At 67.8% G+C, this 22596-nt stretch carries 17 protein-coding genes; 11 read left to right on the forward strand and 6 right to left on the reverse strand.

Annotated features, from left to right (window positions below; genetic code table 11):
* Nucleotides 1-42 precede the first annotated feature (42 nt).
* The 4 genes from KF871_RS11655 to KF871_RS11670 are packed head-to-tail and all read left to right on the forward strand — an operon-like array spanning nt 43 to nt 3494.
* Entirely contained in the window at nt 43-759 is a 717-nt protein-coding gene (locus KF871_RS11655; protein ID WP_291142359.1) for a 3-oxoacid CoA-transferase subunit A, read from the forward strand.
* A complete protein-coding gene (locus tag KF871_RS11660; RefSeq protein ID WP_291142361.1) occupies nt 756-1403 on the forward strand; it encodes a 3-oxoacid CoA-transferase subunit B in 648 nt (215 codons plus the stop codon). Before KF871_RS11655 ends, KF871_RS11660 begins: the two co-directional genes overlap by 4 nt.
* A 48-nt stretch (nt 1404-1451) precedes the next feature.
* A complete protein-coding gene (gene pcaF, locus KF871_RS11665) occupies nt 1452-2657 on the forward strand; it encodes a 3-oxoadipyl-CoA thiolase (protein ID WP_291142364.1) in 1206 nt (401 codons plus the stop codon).
* A 12-nt stretch (nt 2658-2669) separates the two neighbouring features.
* The gene (locus tag KF871_RS11670; protein WP_291142367.1) at nt 2670-3494 is read left to right on the forward strand and encodes a hypothetical protein; all 825 of its coding nucleotides are present in this window, start codon (nt 2670-2672) and stop codon (nt 3492-3494) included.
* A 1-nt stretch (nt 3495) separates the two neighbouring features.
* Here KF871_RS11670 and KF871_RS11675 read toward each other — a convergent pair whose 3' ends face one another.
* A complete protein-coding gene (locus tag KF871_RS11675; RefSeq protein WP_291142369.1) occupies nt 3496-4848 on the reverse strand; it encodes a lyase family protein in 1353 nt (450 codons plus the stop codon).
* Between the two features lie 101 nt (nt 4849-4949).
* Between KF871_RS11675 and KF871_RS11680 the strand changes: the two genes are divergently transcribed.
* From KF871_RS11680 to KF871_RS11690, 3 genes are read left to right on the forward strand one after another with little or no spacing between them, the layout of a single operon-like run.
* Nucleotides 4950-5702, forward strand: coding sequence for an ABC transporter ATP-binding protein (locus KF871_RS11680; RefSeq protein ID WP_291142371.1), 753 nt, complete (start codon nt 4950-4952; stop codon nt 5700-5702).
* Nucleotides 5703-5711: 9 nt separating this feature from the next.
* On the forward strand, nt 5712-8081 hold the full coding sequence (locus KF871_RS11685) for an ABC transporter permease (RefSeq protein ID WP_291142373.1): 2370 nt from the start codon (nt 5712-5714) through the stop codon (nt 8079-8081).
* The gene (locus KF871_RS11690) at nt 8078-9271 is read left to right on the forward strand and encodes an HlyD family efflux transporter periplasmic adaptor subunit (RefSeq protein WP_291142375.1); all 1194 of its coding nucleotides are present in this window, start codon (nt 8078-8080) and stop codon (nt 9269-9271) included. The genes KF871_RS11685 and KF871_RS11690 overlap by 4 nt, the downstream gene beginning before the upstream one ends.
* A 1-nt stretch (nt 9272) precedes the next feature.
* On the opposite strand, the gene KF871_RS11695 is transcribed toward KF871_RS11690, so the two are convergent.
* Nucleotides 9273-10187 (reverse strand): LysR family transcriptional regulator, encoded by a 915-nt coding sequence (locus KF871_RS11695; protein WP_291142377.1) that lies wholly within the window; start codon nt 10185-10187, stop codon nt 9273-9275.
* 103 nt (nt 10188-10290) lie between these two features.
* Between KF871_RS11695 and KF871_RS11700 the strand changes: the two genes are divergently transcribed.
* The 3 genes from KF871_RS11700 to KF871_RS11710 all read left to right on the forward strand — a co-directional run bounded on the left by KF871_RS11700 (nt 10291) and on the right by KF871_RS11710 (nt 13588).
* Nucleotides 10291-11280: a tripartite tricarboxylate transporter substrate binding protein gene (locus tag KF871_RS11700; protein WP_291142379.1), complete on the forward strand. Its 990-nt coding sequence runs from the start codon at nt 10291-10293 to the stop codon at nt 11278-11280.
* Between the two features lie 11 nt (nt 11281-11291).
* On the forward strand, nt 11292-13010 hold the full coding sequence (locus KF871_RS11705) for an FAD-dependent oxidoreductase (protein WP_291142383.1): 1719 nt from the start codon (nt 11292-11294) through the stop codon (nt 13008-13010).
* A gap of 95 nt (nt 13011-13105) precedes the next feature.
* Nucleotides 13106-13588 carry an acyl-CoA thioesterase gene (locus tag KF871_RS11710; protein ID WP_291142386.1) on the forward strand — a complete coding sequence of 161 codons (483 nt, stop codon included), beginning with the start codon at nt 13106-13108 and terminating at the stop codon, nt 13586-13588.
* 70 nt (nt 13589-13658) lie between these two features.
* On the opposite strand, the gene KF871_RS11715 is transcribed toward KF871_RS11710, so the two are convergent.
* From KF871_RS11715 to KF871_RS11730, 4 genes are all read right to left on the reverse strand, one after another.
* A complete protein-coding gene (locus KF871_RS11715; RefSeq protein WP_291142537.1) occupies nt 13659-13949 on the reverse strand; it encodes a high-potential iron-sulfur protein in 291 nt (96 codons plus the stop codon).
* A gap of 189 nt (nt 13950-14138) precedes the next feature.
* Complete coding sequence (locus tag KF871_RS11720; protein WP_291142389.1) at nt 14139-15407, reverse strand: glycosyltransferase; 1269 nt, start codon at nt 15405-15407, stop codon at nt 14139-14141.
* Between the two features lie 16 nt (nt 15408-15423).
* Nucleotides 15424-20373, reverse strand: coding sequence for a putative Ig domain-containing protein (locus KF871_RS11725; protein WP_291142390.1), 4950 nt, complete (start codon nt 20371-20373; stop codon nt 15424-15426).
* 204 nt (nt 20374-20577) lie between these two features.
* Nucleotides 20578-21204, reverse strand: a complete 627-nt coding sequence (locus KF871_RS11730; protein ID WP_291142393.1) for a hypothetical protein — start codon at nt 21202-21204, stop codon at nt 20578-20580.
* A gap of 524 nt (nt 21205-21728) precedes the next feature.
* Here KF871_RS11730 and hpnD point away from each other — a divergent pair.
* The gene (hpnD, locus tag KF871_RS11735) at nt 21729-22595 is read left to right on the forward strand and encodes a presqualene diphosphate synthase HpnD (protein ID WP_291142396.1); all 867 of its coding nucleotides are present in this window, start codon (nt 21729-21731) and stop codon (nt 22593-22595) included.
* Nucleotide 22596 lies beyond the last annotated feature (1 nt).

The raw sequence follows: 22596 nt of genomic DNA on the forward strand, positions 1-22596 counted from the left end.
CTGTTCGACATTAGAACATTCACTTCCGATGGAGACAAGCCCGTGATCAACAAGTTCGCTGCCTCGGTCGCCGAGGCGCTGCGCGGTGTGCCCGACGGCGCCACCGTGCTCATTGGCGGCTTCGGCACCGCCGGCATTCCCAACGAGCTCATCGACGGCCTGATCGACTGTGGCGCGCGCGAACTCACCGTGGTGAACAACAACGCCGGTAACGGCGACCACGGCCTGGCCGCCCTGCTCAAGGCCGGTCGCGTGCGCAAGATCGTCTGCAGCTTTCCGCGCCAGGCCGACAGCCATGTGTTCGACGGCCTGTACCGCAGCGGCCAGCTCGAACTCGAACTGGTGCCGCAGGGCAACCTGGCCGAGCGGCTGCGCGCCGCGGGCGCGGGCATCGGCGCCTTCTTCACGCCCACCGGCTACGGCACTGACCTGGCGAAGAACGCCGACGGCTCGCCCAAGGAAACGCGGGTCATCAACGGCCGACCCTATGTGCTGGAGTACCCGATCCACGGCGACGTGGCGCTGATCAAGGCCGAGCGCGGCGACCGCTGGGGCAACCTGGTCTACCGCAAGGCCGCGCGCAACTTCGGGCCGGTAATGGCCACGGCGGCCAAACGCACCATCGCCAGCGTGTTTCAGATCGCCGAACTGGGCACGCTGGACCCAGAGACCATCGTCACCCCCGGCATTCACGTGAGTGCCGTCGTGCAAGTGCCGCGCACCGTCACGCAGGCCGGTGGCTTCAAGGAGGCCGCATGAGCCACACCCGCAGAACCAAGGACGAACTCGCGAAGCGCGTGGCGCTGGACATTCACGATGGCGCCTACGTGAACCTCGGCATCGGCCAGCCCACGCTGGTGGCCAACCACATCCCGGCCGGGCGCGAGGTAATCCTGCACAGCGAGAACGGCATCCTCGGCATGGGCCCGGCGCCCGCCGCAGGGCTGGAGGACTACGACCTGATCAACGCCGGCAAGCAGCCGGTGACGTTGCTGGCCGGTGGTGCCTACTTCCACCACGCCGACAGCTTCGGCATGATGCGCGGCGGCCACCTCGACATCTGCGTGCTCGGGGCCTTTCAGGTCTCGGCCACCGGCGATCTGGCCAACTGGAGCACCGGCGAGCCCGGCAGCATTCCGGCCGTGGGCGGTGCGATGGACCTCGCCATCGGCGCCAAACAGACCTGGGTGATGATGGACCTGCTGACCAAGAAGGGCGAGAGCAAGGTGGTGGCCCAGTGCAGCTACCCGCTCACCGGCATCGGCTGCGTCAAGCGCATCTACAGCGACCTGGCCACTCTCGAATGCACACCACAGGGCCTGAGGCTGATCGACGCCGTCGACGGCCTGAGCCTCGACGAACTGCAGTCCCTGATCGGCCTGCCGATCCTGCCCCCAGCCTGACGCCCAACGCCGAACGCCCAACCCTCAACGCTCAACGTAGAACGACCCATGACGAAACAAGCCTTCATCTGCGACGCCATCCGCACCCCCTTCGGCCGCTACGGTGGCGCCCTCTCCAGCGTGCGCACCGACGACCTGGCCGCCCTGCCGATCAAGGCGCTGATGGAGCGCAACGCCCAGGTGGACTGGGCCGCCGTGGCCGACGTGCTGTACGGCTGCGCCAACCAGGCCGGCGAGGACAACCGCAACGTGGCCCGCATGGGCGCGCTGCTGGCCGGCCTGCCGATCGACGTGCCCGGCGCCACCATCAACCGCCTGTGCGGCTCCGGCATGGACGCTGTGGGCAGCGCGGCGCGCGCCATCAAGGCCGGTGAAGCGGGCCTGATGATTGCCGGCGGCGTGGAAAGCATGAGCCGCGCGCCCTTCGTGATGCCCAAGGCCGAGAGCGCCTTCAGCCGCGCCAATGCGGTGTACGACACCACCATCGGCTGGCGCTTCGTCAACAAGCTGATGAAGGCGCAGTACGGCGTCGACTCCATGCCCGAGACGGCCGAGAACGTGGCGGTGGATTACAAGATCGAGCGCGAGGCGCAGGACCGCATGGCCCTGGCCAGCCAGCTCAAGGCGGTGGCGGCGCAGAAGGCCGGCCACCTGGCGCGCGAGATCGTGCCCGTGACCATTCCGCAGAAGAAGGGCGACCCGGTCATCGTCAGCCAGGACGAGCACCCGCGCGAGACCAGCCTGGAATCGCTGGCCAAGCTCAAGGGCGTGGTCCGCCCCGACGGCAGCGTGACCGCGGGCAACGCCAGTGGCGTGAACGACGGCGCCTGCGCCCTGCTCCTGGCCGACGAAGCCAGCGCCGCCAAATACGGCCTCACACCCAAGGCCCGCGTGGTGGGCATGGCCACTGCGGGTGTGGCACCGCGTGTGATGGGCATTGGCCCGGCACCGGCCAGCGAGAAGGTGCTCGCCCTCACCGGCCTCACGCTCGACCAGATGGACGTGATCGAACTCAACGAGGCCTTTGCCGCGCAGGGCCTGGCCGTGCTGCGCATGCTGGGCCTCAAAGACGACGATCAGCGCGTCAACGCCTGGGGCGGCGCCATTGCCCTGGGCCACCCGCTGGGCGCCAGTGGCGCGCGCCTGGTCACCACCGCCATCAACCGCCTGCACACCACCGGTGGGCGCTACGCGCTGTGCACCATGTGCATCGGCGTGGGCCAAGGCATCGCGCTCATCGTGGAAAAAGTCTGATCGCCCGACGCCATGCGCCGCCTTGCCCTGCTGTTCACCCTGTTGGTTGCGGCAGGCGCCGCGCAGGCGCAAGGCTGCGGTGAGGTGCTGAGCATCAGCACCGCCAGCGCGGGTGAGTTGCGCGCGGCGTTCGTGGCACCGACCGCGCAGCCAGCCATCACCCTGGTGCTGCTGCCCGGCGGCGGAGGCCACGCCGATCTGGACGCGCAGGGTTGCGCGCAAAAGCTCACCGGCAATTCGCTCAACCGCATGCGCCCCCTGTTCAATGGCATGGGGCTGGGCACCGTGTTCGTGGACGCGCCCTCGGCCCACCAAGGTGGCGACGGCCTGGGCGGCTACCGCATTGCGCCCGAACACGCCGACGACCTGGGTCGCCTGATCGCCACGGTGCGCCAACGCAGCGGTGGCGCGGTGTGGCTGGTGGGCACCAGCCGCGGTGCGATCTCGGCCGTCAACGCGGCGGCGCGACTCAAGGGCGACGCGGCACCGGACGGTGTGGTGCTGACATCCGCCGTCGTCCTGGGCGACCCGCGCGCGCGCAAGCCCTGGGTGGCGCATTCGGTGTTCGATCTGCCTTTGCGCGACATCGCCCAGCCCCTGCTGGTGGTGGTGCATGGGCAGGACACCTGCCTGCGCTCGCCACCCACCGAATCGAAGCGGCTCATCGCCGCCACGCGCAGCAGCCGCTCGCAAGCGGTCACCGTCACCGGCGGCCCCGGGCCGCGCACCAGCGATCGCCTGCAGGCTTGCGAAGGCCAGTCGCCCCACGGCTATGCGCAGCAGGAACAGGCGGTGGCCGACGGCATTGCGCGCTTCGTGCGCGGCGGGCGCTACTGAACTACCCGGTCCATTCATCGAACTGCACGGCAGTGGCGATGCCCTGCTCGATCGCCAGATCGCGCAGTGGACGGCCGCCGGCCTGCGCCTCGCGGTACAGCCTGGCCGCCACCTCGTAGCCCACGTGCCGCTGCAGCCGCGTCGCCTGCAACATGGCCGGCGACAGCGATTGCGCCATCCGGTCCGGATCGGCCGTCATGCCCTGCACGCAGTGTGTGTTGAAGCTGCGCATGCCGTCGCCCAGCAGCCGGATGCTTTGCAGCAGGTTGAGCGCCAGCAAGGGCTTGGCAGCGTGCATCTGGAACTGCGCCAGCGTGCTGCCGAAGCCGATCGCCACGTCGTTGCCCACCACCTGCGCGCAGACCATCAGCAGCGCTTCGCACTGCGTGGGGTTGACCTTGCCCGGCATGATGGAACTGCCCGGCTCGTTGGACGGCAGGCGCCATTCGCCCAGGGCGGGGCTGGCCAGCCAGCGCAGGTCGTCGGCGATCTTGCGCAAGGCCAGCGCCAGGGTGCGCAGCGCCGCGTGCAGTTGCAGCAATGCGTCGTGCGCCGCCTGGGCCGCAAAGGGGTTGTCCGCGCGCCGAAAGCCGATGCCGGTGGCCGCCGCCAGCGCCTGCGCCACGCGCTCGCCGAACGCCGGGTCGGTGTTGTCGCCGCCGCCCACCGCCGTGCCGCCAATGGCGAGGCCTTGCACCTCGCGCATCGGGGCGTCCAGCGCGCGGCGGGCCCGGTCGAGCTGGGCCACCCAGGCGCCCACCTCATCACCCACGCTCAGGGGCAGCGCCAGCTGCAGGTGGGTGCGGCCGATCTTGGTCAGCTCGCGCAGCGCCGGCAGCTTGTCGGCCAGTGCGTCGCGCAGGCCCTGCAAGGCCGGCAGCAATCCCTGCGTGCAGGCCAGCAGCGCCGCCACATGGATGGCCGTGGGCACCACGTCGTTGGACGACTGGCCCAGGTTGACGTGGTCGTTGGGGTGAACCGGCAAGGCCTCGGTGCTGGCCAGGTGCGCCAGCACCTCGTTCATGTTCATGTGGCTTTGTGTGCCCGAGCCGCTTTGCCAGACGCTGAGCGGAAACGCGTCCGCATGCCGCCCGGCCTGCACCGCCTCGGCTGCGGCCACGATGGCCTGCGCCCGGGCGGCGTCCAGCAGGCCCAGATCGGCGTTGACCCGCGCCGCGCAGGCCTTGATCAGCGTCATGGCCGCGATCAGCTCACCCGGCATGCGCTCGCTCGATATGGCGAAGTGCCGCAGGGCGCGCTGCGTCTGCGCGCCCCACAGGGCCTGAGCCGGGACCTCGATGGCGCCCCAGGCGTCGTGCTCGGTGCGTACACCGGTGTCTGCTGCGTTGTTCATAGCGGGCTCCCACGGGCAACCTGACCCGAACGGGCAGGTTACGCCGGAGCGGTTTGACGCGCATCAAGCCCGGCGCCCCACCCTCATGCTGCAATGGCCGCATGACGGACGCCCCTGCAGCGGCGGCCACCTCGGCGCCCGCCCCCGTTTTCCTCGCCCGCGACCTCACCAAGACCTACGGTGAGGGCGCCACGGCCGTGCACGCGCTGCGCGGCGTCAACCTGGACATCCGCCGCGGCGAGTTCGTGGTGCTGCTCGGCGCCTCGGGCAGCGGCAAGAGCACGCTGCTCAACATCCTGGGTGGGCTGGACTCGGCCAGCAGCGGCTCGGCGCAGTGGACGCACGAAGGCAGCACCCACGAGCTCACCGGCGCCAGCGACGCCGAGCTCACCGCCTACCGGCGCGAGCACGTGGGCTTCGTGTTCCAGTTCTACAACCTCATCCCCAGCCTCACCGCGCGCGAGAACGTGGCGCTGGTGACCGAGCTGTCGCCCCAACCCATGACACCCGAAGCCGCGCTGGACATGGTGGGCCTGGGTGAGCGCATGAACCACTTCGCCTCGCAGCTCTCGGGTGGCGAGCAGCAACGCGTGGCCATCGCGCGCGCCATTGCCAAGCGCCCGGCGGTGCTGCTGTGCGACGAGCCCACCGGCGCGCTCGACTGCGCCACCGGCGTGCGCGTGCTCGAGGCCATCGAGCGCGTCAACCGCGAGCTGGGCACCACCACCGTCGTCATCACCCACAACGCACCCATTGCGCAGATGGCGCACCGCGTGCTGCGCCTGGCCGACGGGCGCATCGTGGACGACCAGCCCAACACCGAGCGCCTGCCCGCGTCGGCATTGAGCTGGTAGGGGTCAGGCATGCGGGCGCTCAACATCAAGCTCTGGCGCGACCTGTGGAACCTGCGCTCGCAGGTGGTGACGATTGCGCTGGTGGTGGCCATTGGCGTGGGCGGTTTCGTGGGCCTGTTCTCGGTGCACGCCTCGCTGCTGCAGGCGCGCGACGACTTCTACCGCAGCCACCACCTGGCCGATGTGTTCGTCAGCCTCAAGCGCGCGCCGCTGGCCTTGCGCGATCGGCTGGCGGCCGTCGACGGTGTGGCCGAAGTCAAGACCGGCCTGGTGTTCGACGCGCAGATCGACCTGGGCGACCCGGGCGCGCCGGTGACCGGGCGCTTTGTGGCGCTGGACCTGCGCCGCGTGTACCAGGGCACGCAGGGCCTGAACGCGGTGCAGCTGCGCGAGGGCCGCTGGCCCGAGGTTGGCAGCACGCTGGAGGCGGTGGTCAGCGAGAGCTTTGCGCGCGCACGCGGCCTGCACCCTGGCGACAGCGCGCGCGCCGTGCTCAATGGCCGCCTGCAGCCGGTGCGCATCGTGGGTCTGGCAATTTCGCCCGAGTACGTCTTTGCCGGCAGCGGCGGCGCGCCGGACGAGCACAGCTTCGGCATCTGGTGGGTGCAAGCGCAGCGCCTGAGCGAGCTGCTGGACCTGCAGGGCGCCTTCAACCAGGCCGCACTGCGCCTGCACGACGGCGCCAGCGAGCCCGCGGTGCTGGCCGCACTGGACCGCTTGCTCGAGCCCTATGGCTCGCTGGGTGCGGTGGCGCGGCGCGACCAGCTCTCGGCGCGTGTGGTGGACGACGAGCTCGATCAGCTGCAGGTCATGGGCACCGTGCTGCCGTCGATCTTTCTGGCAGTCGCCATGTTCATCCTCAACGGCGTGCTGGCGCGGCAGGTGGCCACGCAGCGCGCGCAGATCGCCTCGCTCAAGGCGCTGGGCTATGGCGACGCGGCCATCGGCTGGCACTACATCGAGCTGGCCATGATCGTCTCGGGCCTGGGCGTGGTGGCGGGGCTGGCGCTCAGCGGCGTGATCGGCCGCTTGATGCTCGGCCTGTACGAGCCGGTGTTCCGCTTCGACGCCCTCGCCTACGAAACCACCTTGCCGCTGGTGGCGGTGGCCATGGCGGTGTCGGTGCTGGCCGCGGCGCTGGGCACCTGGTCGGCCATTCGCGCGGTGGTGCGGCTGCGCCCGGCGCAGGCCATGCAGCCACCCGCGCCACCACGCTACCGGCGCACGCTGGCCGAGCGCCTGGCACCCGGGGGTCGCGTCAGCGCGCGGCTGTTGATGATCCTGCGCGACGTGGAGAACCGGCCGTGGCGCAGCGCCTTCACCGTCGGTGGCGTGGCCATGGCCATGGCGCTGCAGATCGCGGGTGCGTTCTGGCTCGACGCCATCGCCTACATCGTGGACATGCAGTTTCGCCAGGTACAGCCCGGCAACGTGCTGCTGAGCTTTCAGCCCCAGGCCGCCGACAACGTCACTGTGGATCTGCGCCGACTGCCCGGCGTGCTGCAGGCCGAGGGTTACCGCAGTGAAGCGGTCCGGGTGCGCCTGGGCACGCGCGTGCAGGACGCGTCGGTCACCGGGCTGATGCCCCAGAGCCGGTTGCTGCGGGTGGTCGATGCGCACAGCGGTGAAGTGGCCCTGCCCGACGACGGCATCGTGTTGTCGTCGCTGCTGGCGCGCTCGGTGGGCGCACAGGTGGGCGACACCGTCACGGTGGAATTCCGGCTTGGCCACCGCGAGCGGGTGCAGTTGCCGGTGGCCGCCGTGGTGCACACCCTCATGGGCCAACAGGCCTGGATGGCCCTGCCGGCCCTGCACCGCGCCACCCGCGACGGCGCCGGCCTGTCGGACGCGGCGCTGCTGGTCGACGACGCGGCCATGCCCGCCTTCTGGGCCGCCATCAAGGCCACGCCGCGCGTGGCCGCGGTGTTCGACAAGACCTCGGTGCAGCGCGCCTTTGACGAGAGAACTTCGTACAACATGGGCGCGTTCAGCGCCATCCTCACCGTCTTTGCCATCGCCATGGCGGTGGGCATCACCTACAACGCCGCGCGCATCGCCCTGTCCGAGCGCGCGTGGGACCTGGCCAGCCTGCGCGTGCTGGGCATGACGCGCGGCGAAGTCTCGGTGCTGCTGCTCGGGCAGCTCGCGGTCGAGCTGCTGCTGGCGTTGCCGCTGGGCATGCTGGCCGGCCGCGGGCTGGCCGAGCTGCTGATGGCGTTGATGTCATCGGACAACATCGATTTCCCGGTCGTGATCGCGCCCGCCACCTATGCGTGGGCGGCGATCATCGTGCTGGCCGCCGGTGCGGCCAGTGCCCTGCTGGTGCGCCGCCGTGTCGACCGCTTCGACCTGGTGGCCGTTCTCAAGGTGCGCGAATGAAACTTCAACGTCGCTGGATCTATGGCGGCATCGCCGCGCTGGCGGTGGTCGCCGCCCTCGCCTGGGCCCTGCGCCCGGCGCCCCTGCCGGTGCAGACGGCGCTGGCCACCCGCGGGCCTTTCGAGCAGGCCATCGAAGAAGACGGCGTGCTGCGGCTGGTGCAGCGCTACACAGTGGCCTCGCCCACGGCTGGTGAGCTGCAACGCCCCGGCCTGCGCGTGGGCGACACGGTTTCCGCCGGTGAGGCGGTGGTGGTGCTGCGCCCCGCCGCACCCGGCCTCATCGATGCGCGCACCCGCGCCGTGCTGCAGCAACGCCTGGGCAGCGCGCAGGCCGCGCTGGCCGCGGCCGACGCACAGGTGGCGCGCCAACAGGCCGCGCTGGCGCAAGCGCAACTCGACGTGAAACGACAGGAAGAGCTGGCGCGTGCCCAGTTCGTCTCGGCCGCGGCGCGCGAGCAGGCCGAGCTCAACCGCCGTCAGGCCCAGCAGGCCGTGGCCGCCGCGCAGGCCGAACGCCGCGTGGCCGACTTTGCGCTGCACGAGGCGCAGGCCGCCCTGTCGCTGGCCGATGGCAACCGCAGTGACAACAGCCTGTGGACACTGCGCAGCCCGGTGGCCGGGCGCGTAATCGCCCTGCACAAGGAGAGTGAAGGCACGGTGGCGGCGGGCCAGCCGTTGCTGGACATTGGCGACACCGAACGCATGGAGGCGGTGGTGGACCTGCTCTCGGGCGACGCTGCGCGCGTGCCCGAAGGCGCAGCGGTGACGCTGCAGATCGGCACCGGCCTGCCCAGCCTGCGCGCCCACGTGGCGCGGGTGGAGCCGGTGGCCTTCACCAAGGTCTCAGCCCTGGGCATCGAAGAGCAGCGCGTGAACCTGCGCATCGCGCTCGACGAGCCCTGGCCCCAGCGGCGCGCGCCCGGCGACGGCTACCGCGTGGACGCGCGCATCGTCACCCTGGCCCTGCCCGACGTGCTGCGCGTGCCCACGGCTGCGCTGGTGCGGGCTGGCGAGCAGTGGCAGGTGTATCTGGTCAACGCCGACGAGCGCGTGCAGGTGCAGGCGGTCACGCCCGGGTCGCGGGGCGACGAGTTCACCGTGATCGAACAAGGCCTGCAGGCCGGCGCACGCGTGGTGCTCTACCCCGGCAACGGCGTGCGCGCGGGCCAGCGCGTGGTGGAGCGCTGAGTCAGGCCACGCCGCGCTGCGTGGCGCGGATGTCCGCCACCAGCGCCTGGGCCGACGGCGGCAGCGTGCGGCCGCGCTTGGTGACCACGCAGATGTCGCGCGAGACGCGCGGCGCGGTCAGGGGCCGCACCACCAGCGCGTCGGGCGGCGCAGCGCGGGCGTAGGCCGCCGGCATGATGGCCACGGCCATGCCGGCACGCACCATCCACAGCGCCGTCGACAGAAACGTCACCTCGTGCACCACGCGCAGGCGCACGCCGGCGCGTGCGGCGTTGGCGTCGATGAGCGGGCGCACGCCATAGCCCGGACGCACGGTGATCACCGGTTGTTCGGCCAGGTCGGCCCAGCTCAGGCGCGCGCGCGCCGCCAGCGGGTGGGCCACGGGGCAGACCACCGCCAGGTGGTCGCGCACCAGGGTGACGGTGTCCACGTCGGCACCGGCCTGCTCGGGCACACCAATGCCGAAATCCACCTGCTCGCCCACCACCAAGGCCACGAACTGGTCGGGCGCACAGTCGTGCACGTCGATGTGGATGCCCGGGTAGCGCTCGCGAAAGCGCACCACCGCGCCCGGCAGCAGCAGCTCGCCCAGGGTGGGGGTGATGGCCAGGCTCACGCGACCGCGGCGCAGCTGGGTGAGTTCCAGCGTGCCGGCCCCCAGCGATTCGGCGTCGCGCAGGATGCGCTCGGCCAGCACGATGGCCTCGTGCGCGGCCTGCGTGGGCTTGAGGGTGCGCGTGGTGCGGTCGAACAGCCGAGCGCCCAGGCCGTCTTCGAGCTGGCGCAGCGACAGGCTCACCGCCGACTGCGTGACCGACAGCTGCTCCGCCGCCGCGCTGACCTTGCGCAGGTGGTACACGGCGGCAAAGGCGCGCAACTGGCGCATGGACGGCAGGAAGCGGTTCTCCACATTCATGAGTTGAAATGATAAATCGTTCGATAAGTTTCGCTTTACGCATGAATGGCCTGCGGGTTGAATGCGCGCTGCCGAGTCAAGACAACACAACGGAGACACATTCATGAAGTTGCGCACCCTCTGGCGTGCCCTGCCATTCGCCATGGCATTGAGCGCCGCCGCGATCACCGCCCCGGCACAGGCGGCCGACGCCGCCTGGCCCACCCAGCCCATCCGCGTGATCGTGACCTTCCCGCCCGGGGGCAGCTCGGACGCCATCGTGCGCACCATCGCGCCCAAGGTGAGCGAGCGGCTGGGCCAGCCGCTGGTGATCGAGAACCGGCCCGGCGCCGGCGGCAACATCGGCCTGACCGCCGTGGCCAAGGCCGAACCCGATGGCCACACCATTGGCCTGGGCGCTGCGGGTGCCCTGTCGGCCAACGTCAGCCTGTACCCGCAGATGCCGTTCGATCCGGTGAAGGACCTCAAGCCGATCTCCATGGTGGCGACCATTCCGTTCGTGATCGTGGGCCACCCCTCGGTGGGCGTGCACACCCAGGCCGAATTGATCGCGCTGGCCAAGCGCGACCCGTCGAAGCTGACCATCGGCCACGGCGGCAATGGCACCGCCATGCACCTCACCGCCTCGCTGTTCGACCAGATGGCGGGCGTGAAGATCGTGCAGGTGGCCTACCGCGGCTCCGGCCCGGCCGCCACCGACGCGCTGGCGGGCCAGATTCCGCTGGCCGTGACCGACCTGCCGGCCGCGTTGCAGCACATCCGCGCCGGCAAGCTGCAGGCCTTCTCCGTGACCAGCGCGCAGCGCGTGCCGGCCCTGCCTGACGTGCCCACCGTGGCCGAAGCCGGCCTGCCGGGCTACGAGTCGGTGGGCTGGTTCGGCATGGTGGCGCCAGCGGGCACGCCCGACGCCATCGTGGCCAAACTCAACGCGGCCATCGTCGAGGCCCTCAACGACCCGGCCATCCAGACCACCATCCGCAACCTGGGTGTCGAGCCCGCGCCCTCCACGCCCAAGGCCTTTGCCGACTACATCCAGTCCGAGACGGTGAAGTGGGGCAAGGTGATCCGCACCGCCGGCATCAAGTTGCAATGACCGCTGTGCCCATGCCCGAATCCTCCGCCGACTCTCCGCCCTTCGACACCGACGTGCTCATCGTCGGCGCCGGCCCGGTGGGCCTGACGCTGGCCATGGACCTGGCCGGCCGCGGCGTGCGCGTTACCGTGGCCGAGCTGCGCGCCTGGCTGGAGCCGCCGAGCGTGAAGTGCAACCACGTCTCGGCGCGCACCATGGAGCGCTTTCGCCAGCTCGGCGTGGCCGACAAGCTGCGCCGCGGCGGCCTGCCCGACACACACCCCAACGACGTGGTGTTTCGCACCGCGATGACGGGGCACGAACTCACGCGCATCCCCATCCCCAACCGGCTTGAGCGCTTCGTCGACAACGGCGGCCCCGACACCTGGTGGCCCACACCCGAGCCGCCACACCGCATCAACCAGATCTACCTCGAGCCCATCCTGCTCGAACACGCGGCCGCCCTGCCCAATGTGACGCTGCACAACCGCACCCGCGTCACCGCCTTCGAGCAGGACGCCGAGGGCGTGCGCGCCACGCTGCAGTCGCTCGACGACGGCAGCGAACGCACGGTGCGTGCGCGCTACCTGGTGGGTTGCGACGGTGGCTCATCCAGCGTGCGCAAGGCCATCGGCGCGCAGTTCGAAGGCACGGCGGTGATCCAGCAGGTGCAGTCCACCTTCATCCGGGCGCGCGACCTGCTGTCGCGCCTGCCGGGCAAGCCGGCCTGGTGCTACTACGCGGTCAACCCGCGCCGCTGCGGCACCGTCTTCGCCATCGACGGCCACGAGACCTGGCTGGTGCACAACCACCTGCACCCGCACGAGACCGACTTCGACGCGGTCGACCGCGACCAGAGCATTCGCCACATCCTGGGCGTGGGTGCGGACTTCGAATACGAGGTCATCTCCAAGGAGGACTGGGTCGGCCGCCGGCTGGTGGCCAACCGCTTCCGCGACCGGCGCGTGTTCATTGCCGGCGACGCCGCACACCTGTGGGTGCCCTACGCCGGCTACGGCATGAACGCCGGCATCGCCGATGCGCTCAACCTGTCGTGGCTGCTGGCCGCGCAGGTGCAGGGCTGGGCCGATCCGGCCATGCTCGACGCCTACGAGGCCGAACGCCAGCCCATCACCGAGCAGGTGTCGCGCTTCGCCATGGACCACGCGCAGAAGATGATCCGCGCCCGCAGCGCCGTGCCGCCCAACATCGAGGCCGATGACGACGCCGGCCGCGCCGAACGCGCGCGCATCGGCGAAGAGGCCTACCGGCTCAACGTGCAGCAGTTCTGCTGCGCTGGGCTGAACTTCGGTTACTACTACCAGGGCTCGCCCATCATCGCCGCCGATCCCGACGACGCGCCGCCGCCGTATGCCATGGGCGACTTCACGCCGTCCACCGCGCCGGGCTGCCGCGCCCCGCACTTCTGGCTGGCCGACGGCCGCTCGCTCTACGACGCCCTGGGCCCGGGCTACACACTGCTGTGCACCCGTCCCGGTGTGGACGCGCGCGCCCTGCTGGCCGCGGCCGACGCCGCCGGCATACCCATGCAGGGCCTGGACATCGCTGACGAAGCCGCGCGCCCACCCGAGTACCGCCACGCCTTGCTGCTGGTGCGCCCGGACCAGCACGTGGTGTGGCGCGGCGAGAAGCTGCCTGGCGACGTGCAGGTGTTGCTGGCCCAACTGCGCGGCGCAACCCCGCGCACGACGGCAAACACCGGCCAACACAGCGGTCTGGCCACCGCCTGAGGGCTTGCGACCGCGGCGCGGCGGGCCGTCGCAGGGGCGTGTACATTGGCGCCCCTGCGCCACCCTGCCCACCCCGCACCGCCTCGTAGCCCCCCATGGATCTCCCCTCCCACCAGCTGAGCATGACCGTGCTCATGACGCCCGACATGGCCAACTTCTCGGGCAATGTGCACGGCGGCACCGTGCTCAAGCTGCTCGATCAGGTGGCCTACGCCTGCGCCAGCCGCTACGCCGGACGCTACGTGGTCACGCTCTCGGTCGATCAGGTGATGTTTCTGCAACCCATCCACGTGGGCGAGCTGGTGACCTTCCTGGCCTCGGTCAACCACACCGGGCGCAGCTCGATGGAGATCGGAGTCAAGGTGGTGGCCGAGAACATCCGCACCCAGGTGGTTCGCCACGCCAACAGCTGCTTCTTCACCATGGTGGCGGTCGACGACGACGGCAAACCGGTGGCCGTGCCGCCGCTGCAGCCCAACACCCCAGACGAACACCGCCGCCACGGCGCTGCGCTGATGCGCAAGCAGCTGCGCCAGGAATTTGCCGAACGCACGCGTGCGCTCACGCAGGGCAGCTGAGGCACAAGGCAGCAGAGCCACCCGTCGGCGGCAGGCCGCGGCGGGAGGTGGCGGGAGGTGGCTGCCGGCCTCAGCCCGCCTTCTTCACCCAGGCACTGCACCAGCCCTTGGCCGACACCGCCTTGCCCGGGAAGATGCCGCACGGCCCGCTGGCGTCACCCGCCTTGCCGGTGAACAGCTGGCAGGTGGCGCAAGTTTGCGACGCCGCATGCTTGGGAAACTTCTTGGCGTCGACCTTGGCACTGTCGGCCGAATAACCCAGCGCCTGGGCCTGCGGATCCTGCTCGCTCACCATGGGCGCACCCTGCGCCATGGCCTGGCGCCCGGCGACCAACACCGCCGAAGCGGCGGCGGCTTGCATGAAAAACACACGGCGATTGTTTGATGACATGGAAAAACCTCGTGGGGTGGTGATGGGAAGCGTCGATCCGGGAAAGCCGATCGGGCCGATGAAGCCGACCCGCACACGATGCTAGGCCGGCGCAACTTAAGCAAGCCTGAAAACCCCGCGCAACCCGGCAACGATGTAACCAACCGTCACTTACACACTTCAATTGCGGTCCGGAGGCTGCGCGAGCTGGTCCGCCATGGACTCGATCAGCGCAAGCTGCCGTGGCAGACACACACGTCGCAGGTCATAGCGCTCCGCGACCCGTTCCCTGGCTCGCCGGCCAAGCGCTTGCCGACGCTGAGGCGCATCCAGCAAGGCGCTCACCGCGGCGGCCAGATCGGACGGCCGGAAGAAGTCAACCAGCACGCCGTGCACGCCATCCTGTATGGCTTCCCTGACCGGTGCAGTGTCGCTGGCCACGATGGCGCAACCCATGCTCATGGCTTCGAGCAAGCTCCAGCTCAATACAAAGGGATACGTCAGGTACACGTGCACGGCCGACATTTGCAGCACGCGGGTCAGGTCGTCGCGCGACAAGCGCCCCACGAAGTGCACGCGTTGCATGGCCAAGGGCGCCAAGGCTGAGCCCACTTCGGCCAGCATCCGCTCGCGCCAACTGCCGTGCGTGGCACATGCAGCCCCGTAGCTGACGCCGTCCTCCCCCACGACGATGAAATGTGCGTTGGGTCGTGCCTTCAGCAGCACAGGCAAAGCCCGCATGAAGGTGTGAAAGCCACGGTAGGGCTCCAGATGCCTCGCCACGAACGTGATCACCTCGTCGCCTCGCTGCAGTCGCGTACCGTCGGCCAGGGTGACGCGCACCGACGGATCTGGTTTCAGAACGTCTGTATCAATGCCGTCGTGAACCACATCGATGCGCTCGCGCCATGGCGGCGGAAACCGGCTTGCCTGCCAATGCGTGGGGCTGATCACCCGATCGGCCTGCGGCAACTGGGCCAGGTGGTTGAGGTTCTTCATCTGCAATCGGCACTGCAGCGCGGCTGCGTCCGGTGTGTCGAACTCTGGATCAAACCCGGCGTCGCTGCCAGGTCCTCCATAGAAGAACTCGCCAAACAGCACCAGCTTGGCGTCAGCCCAGACCTGTTTGAGAAAGAGAGACTCACCCCATCCCGGGTGGGCGTAGATCACATCGGGCACGAATCCCTGTGCATCCAGCGCTATGGCTGCGCGCCAGCAGGCCTCACCGCGAATCGTCTTCGTTTCCAAATCCGCCACCCACGGGTGGATGCCCGCGCTGCTGCGTGCCTGCGGCCTATAGGTCACCACCGACACGCCACGCCACCGCAACGGCTGCGACACCTCGGCGCCAATCTTCAGTGCCCGCACCTCATGGCCACGGGCCACCAGCGCAGGGGCCAGGTGCTGAAACTGAGCGGGGAAGTTCTGGTGAACGAACAGAACGCGCACGCGGCACCCGGGTGGCCTATTGCCAGGCCGCCGCAATCACCGGTGCGAGCGCCGATTGCTGATCCAGCGTGAGGGTGGTCTGCCCCATGGGCGGTGGCGCAAACGATGCCATGGCCTGGACCAGGGCATCGACCTGACTGGCCAGCATCAAATGCCCGTCGTCCGTCTGGAACTGCTCCACTTGGTAACGGCTGCCGCCATACCAGTTGCCAATGGTGGCCTTGTCGCCCGTTCCGATGACGCTCACCTCGAGGTTGTTTGATTCGCGGCGGAACCAGACCTGGTCCATCGCGACACCCTGCAGCAAGCGCAACACATCGATATTGCCGGCCAGCTCGTCGTCTTCCACGATGGCATCGGACCCGTCGCCTCGACCCAGCAGATAGGTGTCATCGCCCTGTCCGCCGACCAAGGTGTCTTGGCCACCCTTCCCGTGCAGCGTGTCGTTACCTGCGTAGCCCTGCAACACATTCGCACCCGAGTTGCCCACCAGGGTGTTGTCCTCGTCGTTGCCGAACCCCTGCAGGTCCGCCGAGCCCGTGAGCCGCAACACCTCGACCGACTCGCCGAGTGTCCAGTCAATGGAAGAGCGCACGGTGTCCACGCCCTCATCGAACCACTCGATCACCTCGTCGAATGCTTGCGCAACCACATAGGTGTCATCGCCCAACCCGCCGTACATGGTGTCGTCACCCGCCCCACCATTGAGCCAGTCCGCCCCATCGCCACCTTCCAGCAGATCGCGGCCACCTGCCCCGTAGAGGCTGTCGTCGCCCGCGCCGCCGATCAGGGTGTCGCGTCCAGCCAAGCCATACAGTCGGTCATTGCCAGCGCTGCCTTGCAACCAATCCGCAGCGGCGGTGCCCTGGAGCTGGAGATCGGCAACGATCGACAGCACGAATTCGTCCGTCGCTTGCTCGCCATCACTGTCGGTGGCCTGCACGCGGATCGTCAGGTCGCTTGCATCGATCGGCGCCATCCCGCTAAATCGCATGCCTTCTTCGCTGAACGTCAGCCACGCCGGCAATGGCGATCCGTCGGCCAGCGTGGCACCCATGCTCAGCGTGTCGCCGATGTCCGGATCCATGAAGGCATCCGGTGCCAGAGAGAACGCTATGGCGTCCCCGGCGCGAACGGACTGATCCACGATGGGGTTGGCCACTTGCGGTGCGTCGTTCACATCGCCCACACGGATCACGAACGTGGTGTCCACCTCAACCCCGAAGGCATCTGCCGCGCGCAGCCGGACCAGGTAGCTCTCCCGGTGCGTCGCCCCGGGTGTGCCGGAAAAGGTGCGGTTCTGCGCGTCGAACGTCAGCCAATCGGGCCAGCCATCGCCATCGATGACCTCGGCCGAGAGCGTCAAGGCGTCGCCGTCGGTGTCCGCAAAGGTGCCCGTCGGCACGGTGAACTGGAACGCCTCACCCTGCATGGCCCATTGCTCGGCCACGGGCTCGGCCACCGTGGGTGCATGGTTCAGCATGCCCAATACCTGCGGAAGGTAGATTTCTTCACCCGACGCAAAGCGCAGATAGGACACACCCGCCAGCGATTGGTCGTTGTGAAAGATGTCAATGTTGTCGTACGCGTAGGTGACGTAGGAGACCTGCTCCCCGGTCGTCACATCGGTGAATTGATGCACCTGCGGCGTCCGTATCGACAACCAGATCTTGCCGGTGTAGGTCAGGCCGTAGCCGACATCGTCGGCCTCAATGCCCGCCGCAAACGCGATGGCGTTGTTCAAAAACGCCCCGGGCTTGGCAGCTCCGCCAGCGTAGATGCGGTCATAGGTGCCATCGCCACGCGCATAGTGAATGACATTGCCTTCCACGTTGAGCGTGATGCTGTCGTTGCCCTTGCCAGGGTAGATCTCCATCGGCGTGTCCACGGTGATCCAGTCGTTGCCCGACCCGCCAAAGGCATATTCGCCTTCGCTGAACCATTGCGAGTAGCCACCCGTGACGTATTGCTGCAGAAATTCGCCCATGTCTTGCGACTGCCCGCCGATGACGATGCGGTTGATGCTGCCCGCAAAGGCGTTCTTGATGACCAGATCGCCTTGCGCGTTGGAGATGCGCAGGTTGATTGAATCGTGCGTCACCTGGAATGTGCCCGGCTGCAGCCCATTGATCTGCAGCGTGTCGAATCCGCTGGCGTCGTCGATGGTGACCGCCTGGCCACCCACCGCGGGGCGCCAATCCACGATGTAGGTGTCGTCGCCCGAGCCGCCGTCAAGGTAGTCGGCACCGTCGGCGGACACCAGTGTGTCGGCCCCATCCTCGCCGAACAAGAAGTCGGCACCCGCTTGCCCATCCAGCCAATCGTTGCCCGCTTCGCCCCAGAGCTGGTCGGCATCGTCGCCGCCGAGCACCGTATCGTTGCCCTCCCCGCCCAGCACCGTGTCATTGCCCGAGCCACCCAGCAAGGTGTCGTTGCCACCGTCGCCGTGAATGCGGTCATGGCCAGCGCCGCCATCAATGAAGTCGTTGCCCTCCTGTGCTGCATCGACCATTTGGCTCGTGTGCACCTGCAGCGTCGCCGACAGGGAGAAGTCCACCGGCCGCAGCAGGTAGGCCGCATGGGGGTTGGCGTCGCCGTACAACTCGTCGTTTCCGCTGCCGCCAAACAACAGGTCGTTGCCGCCCAAGCCGCAGACCTGGTCGCTGTCGGCCCCGCCGTCCAGCACGTCGTTGCCGATGCCGCCCCAGATGGTGTCATCGCCCGCCCCGCCCGAAACGGTGTCGGCCGCCGTTGCGTCATCCGTCCACGCCTGGTACGCGCCCCCACTGAGGCGCAGGTCGTCCACCAGCAGGTTGCTCGACACCCAGTGGCCCTGGGCATCTCGGGCGATGGCCCAGGCTGGCACGCCATTGACTTCGCTGCCGATCCAGGGGGTGGCCACGATGCCGTTCTGCGCCAGCGTGCCGTAGTCGCCCGTCAGCCGCGCGGACAGCGCCGACATGATGAAGTCGTTGCCGCTGCCGCCGTCGATGCGGTCGCTGCCCGCGCCGCCCAGAATCACGTCGTCGCCGCTGCCGCCCGCCAGGGTGTCGTCCAGCGCGTAGCCCACCACCACGTCGTTACCGCCGCGCCCGTCGTAGTCGATGCGCTGGCGATCGGCGTAGACGCCCGCGGCGCTTTGCAGGCTGCCGGCGCGGTAGACGTCGTCCCGATCGGGCACTGGTGAGCCATGGATCCAGCTCCCGTCGGAGGCAACCATGCCTTCGGCGTACAAGGGCGCGCCGCTGTCCAGCACCTGGTCGCCGTGAAGGCGAAACACGTCGTCGGGCAGCGTCTGGGGCGGCGTGAGGGGTGCAGTGGGCAAGCGAATGCCCAGCGCGCCGTCAACCCAGCCCTGGATCACGACGGCAGCCGCGGGCGCGCCTGGGGCCTGCGCTCCCGAGTCACTGCCGCGCTGCACGATGCGCAGGCCTTCGTCCACAAGCGAGAACACCAGTCGGCCATCGGCGCTGGCCCACACACCATCGCCACCCTCGCCGCCATCACCAACCCTCACGATCACCGTCTGTGCATCCAGAACCTGCCCATCGAACACCAGCCGCCCCAGCCCGTCGGCATCAAGCACCGTGTCCATGCCCGAGGCCAGGTCGAAGCGGTATTCGTCTGTGCCCTCGCCGCCGAGCAAGGTGTCGTCGCCCGCGCCGCCGATGAGGGTGTCGGCGCCGTCTCCGCCCAGCAAAACATCTCCCAAAGCGCCCCCGTCGAGCCAGTCGTTGCCACCGCCTCCGATCAAGTGATCCCAGCCGCCACCGCCACGCAGGAAATCACTGCCCGAACCGCCCAGCGCCACGTCGTTGGCCAACTGGGATTCCGCCCAGTTCATCGAACCCGCCCCGCGCTGAATGTGCCATGCGCCGCCCTGATTGAGGACTGCGGTTTGGAATGGATCACCTCCCACGGCAGTGCTCGATACGGCGTCTCGCAGGGGGCTCAAACCTTTGAGCGAATCGCTGGCAATGTCTGCCAGATCGAAATGAAGTGCGCCGGCTTGCATACCGAACAAACCAACCTCGTTGTCGATGGGCGCGTGGTAGTGAAAGTCCATGGCCAGCGCGACAAGCGCCTTGCGGACCTCGGGCTCGGCGCTGGCACCTTCGCCTTCTTGTAGCAATGACAGGTCTTCGGTGAACCGGCTCAATGCACTGGCGTTGCCGAAGCCCTGTTGGATCTGGTCATTGACCAGCGAGGTAATCAGGTCGCGCGTGGAGCTGTTGGGGTCAGCGGCGTACAAGTCGGTATCCAGCAGTGCCGGCAGCAGCTCTGGCATGGATTTGACCAGTTGACGCAACTGATCATTCAGCAGGAACGCAAGGTGCAGGTTCATGCTGTGCAGACCCAGTGCCAGTTCGACCGGCATGGCTTCATCACTGAGGTCAATGCCGACGTCCTGCCCCACGACAGTGGGCAGGAACACCCGCCCGTACTGCAAGAACTCGCCCTCGTTGTAGATGTTGGTGACGCCCGCCTCACGGCGTTCGAATTCGCCCTGCAAAAAGAGCTCGCCATCCACCAGCTCGCGCAGACGGTTGACTTCTTCGAGCACCGCCAGGCTGGCACTGCCCGCCGACTGCGTGGTGGCGGCTGCGATGGCCGCGGCAATGGACAAGGGATTGGTCGCGTTGACCTCGAAGGGCGCCGCCGCAAAGGTGGTAGCGGGTTTGTCGTACCAGACGGCCATGTTGGCGGCGAGCCCTCCGCCCAGGCTGTGACCGGTGAAGCTGATCTTGTCCGGGTCGTATCCGTTGTCCACCGCCCAGTCCTTCACGGCAAGGTAATACGCCGACGCATTGAGTTGCTGCCCGATGCCCAGCGCCAGCCTGCCAGCAAATGCCAAACCGACGTCTGCTGCCAAATCGGCCACCGTATTCCACGCCCGGTCACTGAACTCAGCCAGGAAATCGGTGCCCTTGTAGGCCACCACTATCTCGCCGGTGGCTTCGTTCAAATACGCCCCGCCGGTAAAGCTGAAGGGGTTAATGGCATTGAGGTTGTCGCCGGCAGGGAAACCAAGGTCAGAAATATCGCGCCATCCAGTTGGCAACTGAAGAATATTGATACTTGAATCACCTCCACCGCCACGTTGATCATTGTAAACATATGCCGCCAATGCAGCGCGTTCAGCTATATTCATTTTTTACTCCCTTTACACTTATTCAGATCTATTTTTCCAGTTTGCCAGCGCCGCCATTGCATCCGCGTGTCTCTTGTACTCGCCCATGTCAATTTTTTTGGCAAATTGACCACGCTCTCCCGAGGGAGGGCACCAATTTTTCAATTTAGCCTCATGAGAAAGAAGATCAGACTTGGCTCGAAACAAACAAGAATAAATATTCTCCTCAGACAAAATGGAAGTCGGCACCGATGAGAGTGGAATCCGAGAAAGAACTCCATCACTCCATCGAAACGCAACCAGATGCATCTTCGGGTATCCATAGAAAGCCATCTGCTTAGGCCCTCGCGGCCTGCCCACTACAAACACGACTCCGTCGATCACATCGACCCGCATCGGCATCAAATAAGAATGCCAAATCTGCCTCCCACCCAACTCGGGCAAGTCAATGGTGACCCAGCTTTGGTTGGTCCCGTAGTTGTCAAAGTACTCGCGTTTTTGATGAACAGTGATTACCCGCCCATCAGAAAGCTGCACCTCCTCGTACCAGCTTGGATAGCGTCGATCGTAATAAGACCATCCCAACCAGGAAAAAACCCCAATACCAACCGAAATCAAGAACAGCAATGGTTTATTGATTCGCATCAACCACTGAATTTGCTTCATACACATCCTTCTTGATTATTGAATGCAATCCAGCCGATCCCACGCAACGAAGCTGCGCCGACGCCCAGTTCCAGCATCTCATCGCCCTTACAAATCCGATCAGCGTGCGCGCGTGCGTCCGGCCCCACCGCGATCAAAGCTGAACGCGGCGACGATAGTGGCTGGTTGGGGTTCGCCATACCCTCCTCGGGCATAGCGTCATCCCTTCGATGGGGGAACTGTGGGCGGACCATGGCCAGTCATGCCCCTCCGCGCTGTTGCCATCCTCGCTGCCTTCGGTGTGCTCAGCGAGCACCTGCGCGTTGCTGTGCACGGCCTGTGCAAACAGGCGGTCGTTGCCCGCGCCGCCATCGAACAGGTCCGCACCGCCAGACATCAGAGATGGGACTGACGGCGCATGCGCTCCAGCGCCTGGCTGCGTCAGCGGGCGGACGTGCAGCCGCTCGAAGACGCGCTGGCTGGCGCCAACCCATCGCGACAACCTGATCGGGGAGTACCGCCGGTACGTACACTCCCCCCACCCCATGACCCCGCAAGACTACGTCCAGCAAAAGGCCGCCGCGTCCGGCAGTAGCTTCTATTACGCGTTCCTGTTCCTGCCGGCCGAGCGGCGCGCCGCCATCACGGCTTTCTACGCGTTTTGCCGCGAGGTGGACGACGTGGTGGACGAGGTGAGCGACCCCGGGGTAGCGCAGACCAAGCTGGCCTGGTGGCGCACCGAGGTGGCACAGGCCTTCGGGGGCCAGCCGGCGCACCCGGTGACACAGGCGCTGATGCCGCTGGCCGGCAACTTTGGCATTGAGGCGCGCCACCTGCTGGCCGTGATCGACGGCTGCCAGATGGATCTGGACCAGAGCCGCTACCTCGACTACGCGAACCTGCAGCGCTACTGCCACCTGGTGGCCGGCATCGTGGGTGAGGTGGCGGCGCGCATCTTCGGCCAGAGCCAGGCGCAGACCACCGACTACGCGCACCGCCTGGGCCTGGCGCTGCAGCTGACCAACATCGTGCGCGACGTGGGCGAAGATGCCACGCGCGGACGCATCTACCTGCCGATCGACGAGTTGCAGCGCTTCGACGTCAAGGCACACGAACTGATCAAACGCGGCGCAGCGCCCGGTGCCGACGCCGCCGACTTCGAGCGGCGCTTTCGCGCGCTCATGGCGTTCCAGTGCGAGCGCGCCCTGCGCACCTACGACGAGGCCATCGCCTTGCTGCCCGCGGTCGATCGCCGCACACAGAAACCCGGCCTGATGATGGCCAGCATCTACCGCACCCTGCTGCAGGAGATTGCCGCCGATCCCATGGCGGTGCTGACGCAGCGCGTGAGTCTGACGCCGCTGCGCAAGTTCTGGCTCGCCTGGAAGGTGCAGGCCCTGGGGAGGTGGTGAG

Origin of the sequence: Hydrogenophaga sp. (genome assembly GCF_019635465.1) — a bacterium.
Classification (GTDB): domain Bacteria; phylum Pseudomonadota; class Gammaproteobacteria; order Burkholderiales; family Burkholderiaceae_C; genus Hydrogenophaga.

What these genes read in the sequence shown, in the direction of transcription:
- KF871_RS11705 (WP_291142383.1), top strand. Translation starts at nt 11,292, where the DNA reads ATGCCCGAATCCTCCGCCGACTCTCCGCCCTTCGACACCGACGTGCTC.
- KF871_RS11675 (WP_291142369.1), bottom strand. Translation starts at nt 4,848, where the DNA reads ATGAACAACGCAGCAGACACCGGTGTACGCACCGAGCACGACGCCTGG.
- pcaF (WP_291142364.1), top strand. Translation starts at nt 1,452, where the DNA reads ATGACGAAACAAGCCTTCATCTGCGACGCCATCCGCACCCCCTTCGGC.
- hpnD (WP_291142396.1), top strand. Translation starts at nt 21,729, where the DNA reads ATGACCCCGCAAGACTACGTCCAGCAAAAGGCCGCCGCGTCCGGCAGT.
- KF871_RS11690 (WP_291142375.1), top strand. Translation starts at nt 8,078, where the DNA reads ATGAAACTTCAACGTCGCTGGATCTATGGCGGCATCGCCGCGCTGGCG.
- KF871_RS11715 (WP_291142537.1), bottom strand. Translation starts at nt 13,949, where the DNA reads ATGCAAGCCGCCGCCGCTTCGGCGGTGTTGGTCGCCGGGCGCCAGGCC.
- KF871_RS11730 (WP_291142393.1), bottom strand. Translation starts at nt 21,204, where the DNA reads ATGAAGCAAATTCAGTGGTTGATGCGAATCAATAAACCATTGCTGTTC.
- KF871_RS11670 (WP_291142367.1), top strand. Translation starts at nt 2,670, where the DNA reads ATGCGCCGCCTTGCCCTGCTGTTCACCCTGTTGGTTGCGGCAGGCGCC.
- KF871_RS11710 (WP_291142386.1), top strand. Translation starts at nt 13,106, where the DNA reads ATGGATCTCCCCTCCCACCAGCTGAGCATGACCGTGCTCATGACGCCC.
- KF871_RS11695 (WP_291142377.1), bottom strand. Translation starts at nt 10,187, where the DNA reads ATGAATGTGGAGAACCGCTTCCTGCCGTCCATGCGCCAGTTGCGCGCC.
- KF871_RS11685 (WP_291142373.1), top strand. Translation starts at nt 5,712, where the DNA reads ATGCGGGCGCTCAACATCAAGCTCTGGCGCGACCTGTGGAACCTGCGC.
- KF871_RS11660 (WP_291142361.1), top strand. Translation starts at nt 756, where the DNA reads ATGAGCCACACCCGCAGAACCAAGGACGAACTCGCGAAGCGCGTGGCG.
- KF871_RS11700 (WP_291142379.1), top strand. Translation starts at nt 10,291, where the DNA reads ATGAAGTTGCGCACCCTCTGGCGTGCCCTGCCATTCGCCATGGCATTG.
- KF871_RS11680 (WP_291142371.1), top strand. Translation starts at nt 4,950, where the DNA reads ATGACGGACGCCCCTGCAGCGGCGGCCACCTCGGCGCCCGCCCCCGTT.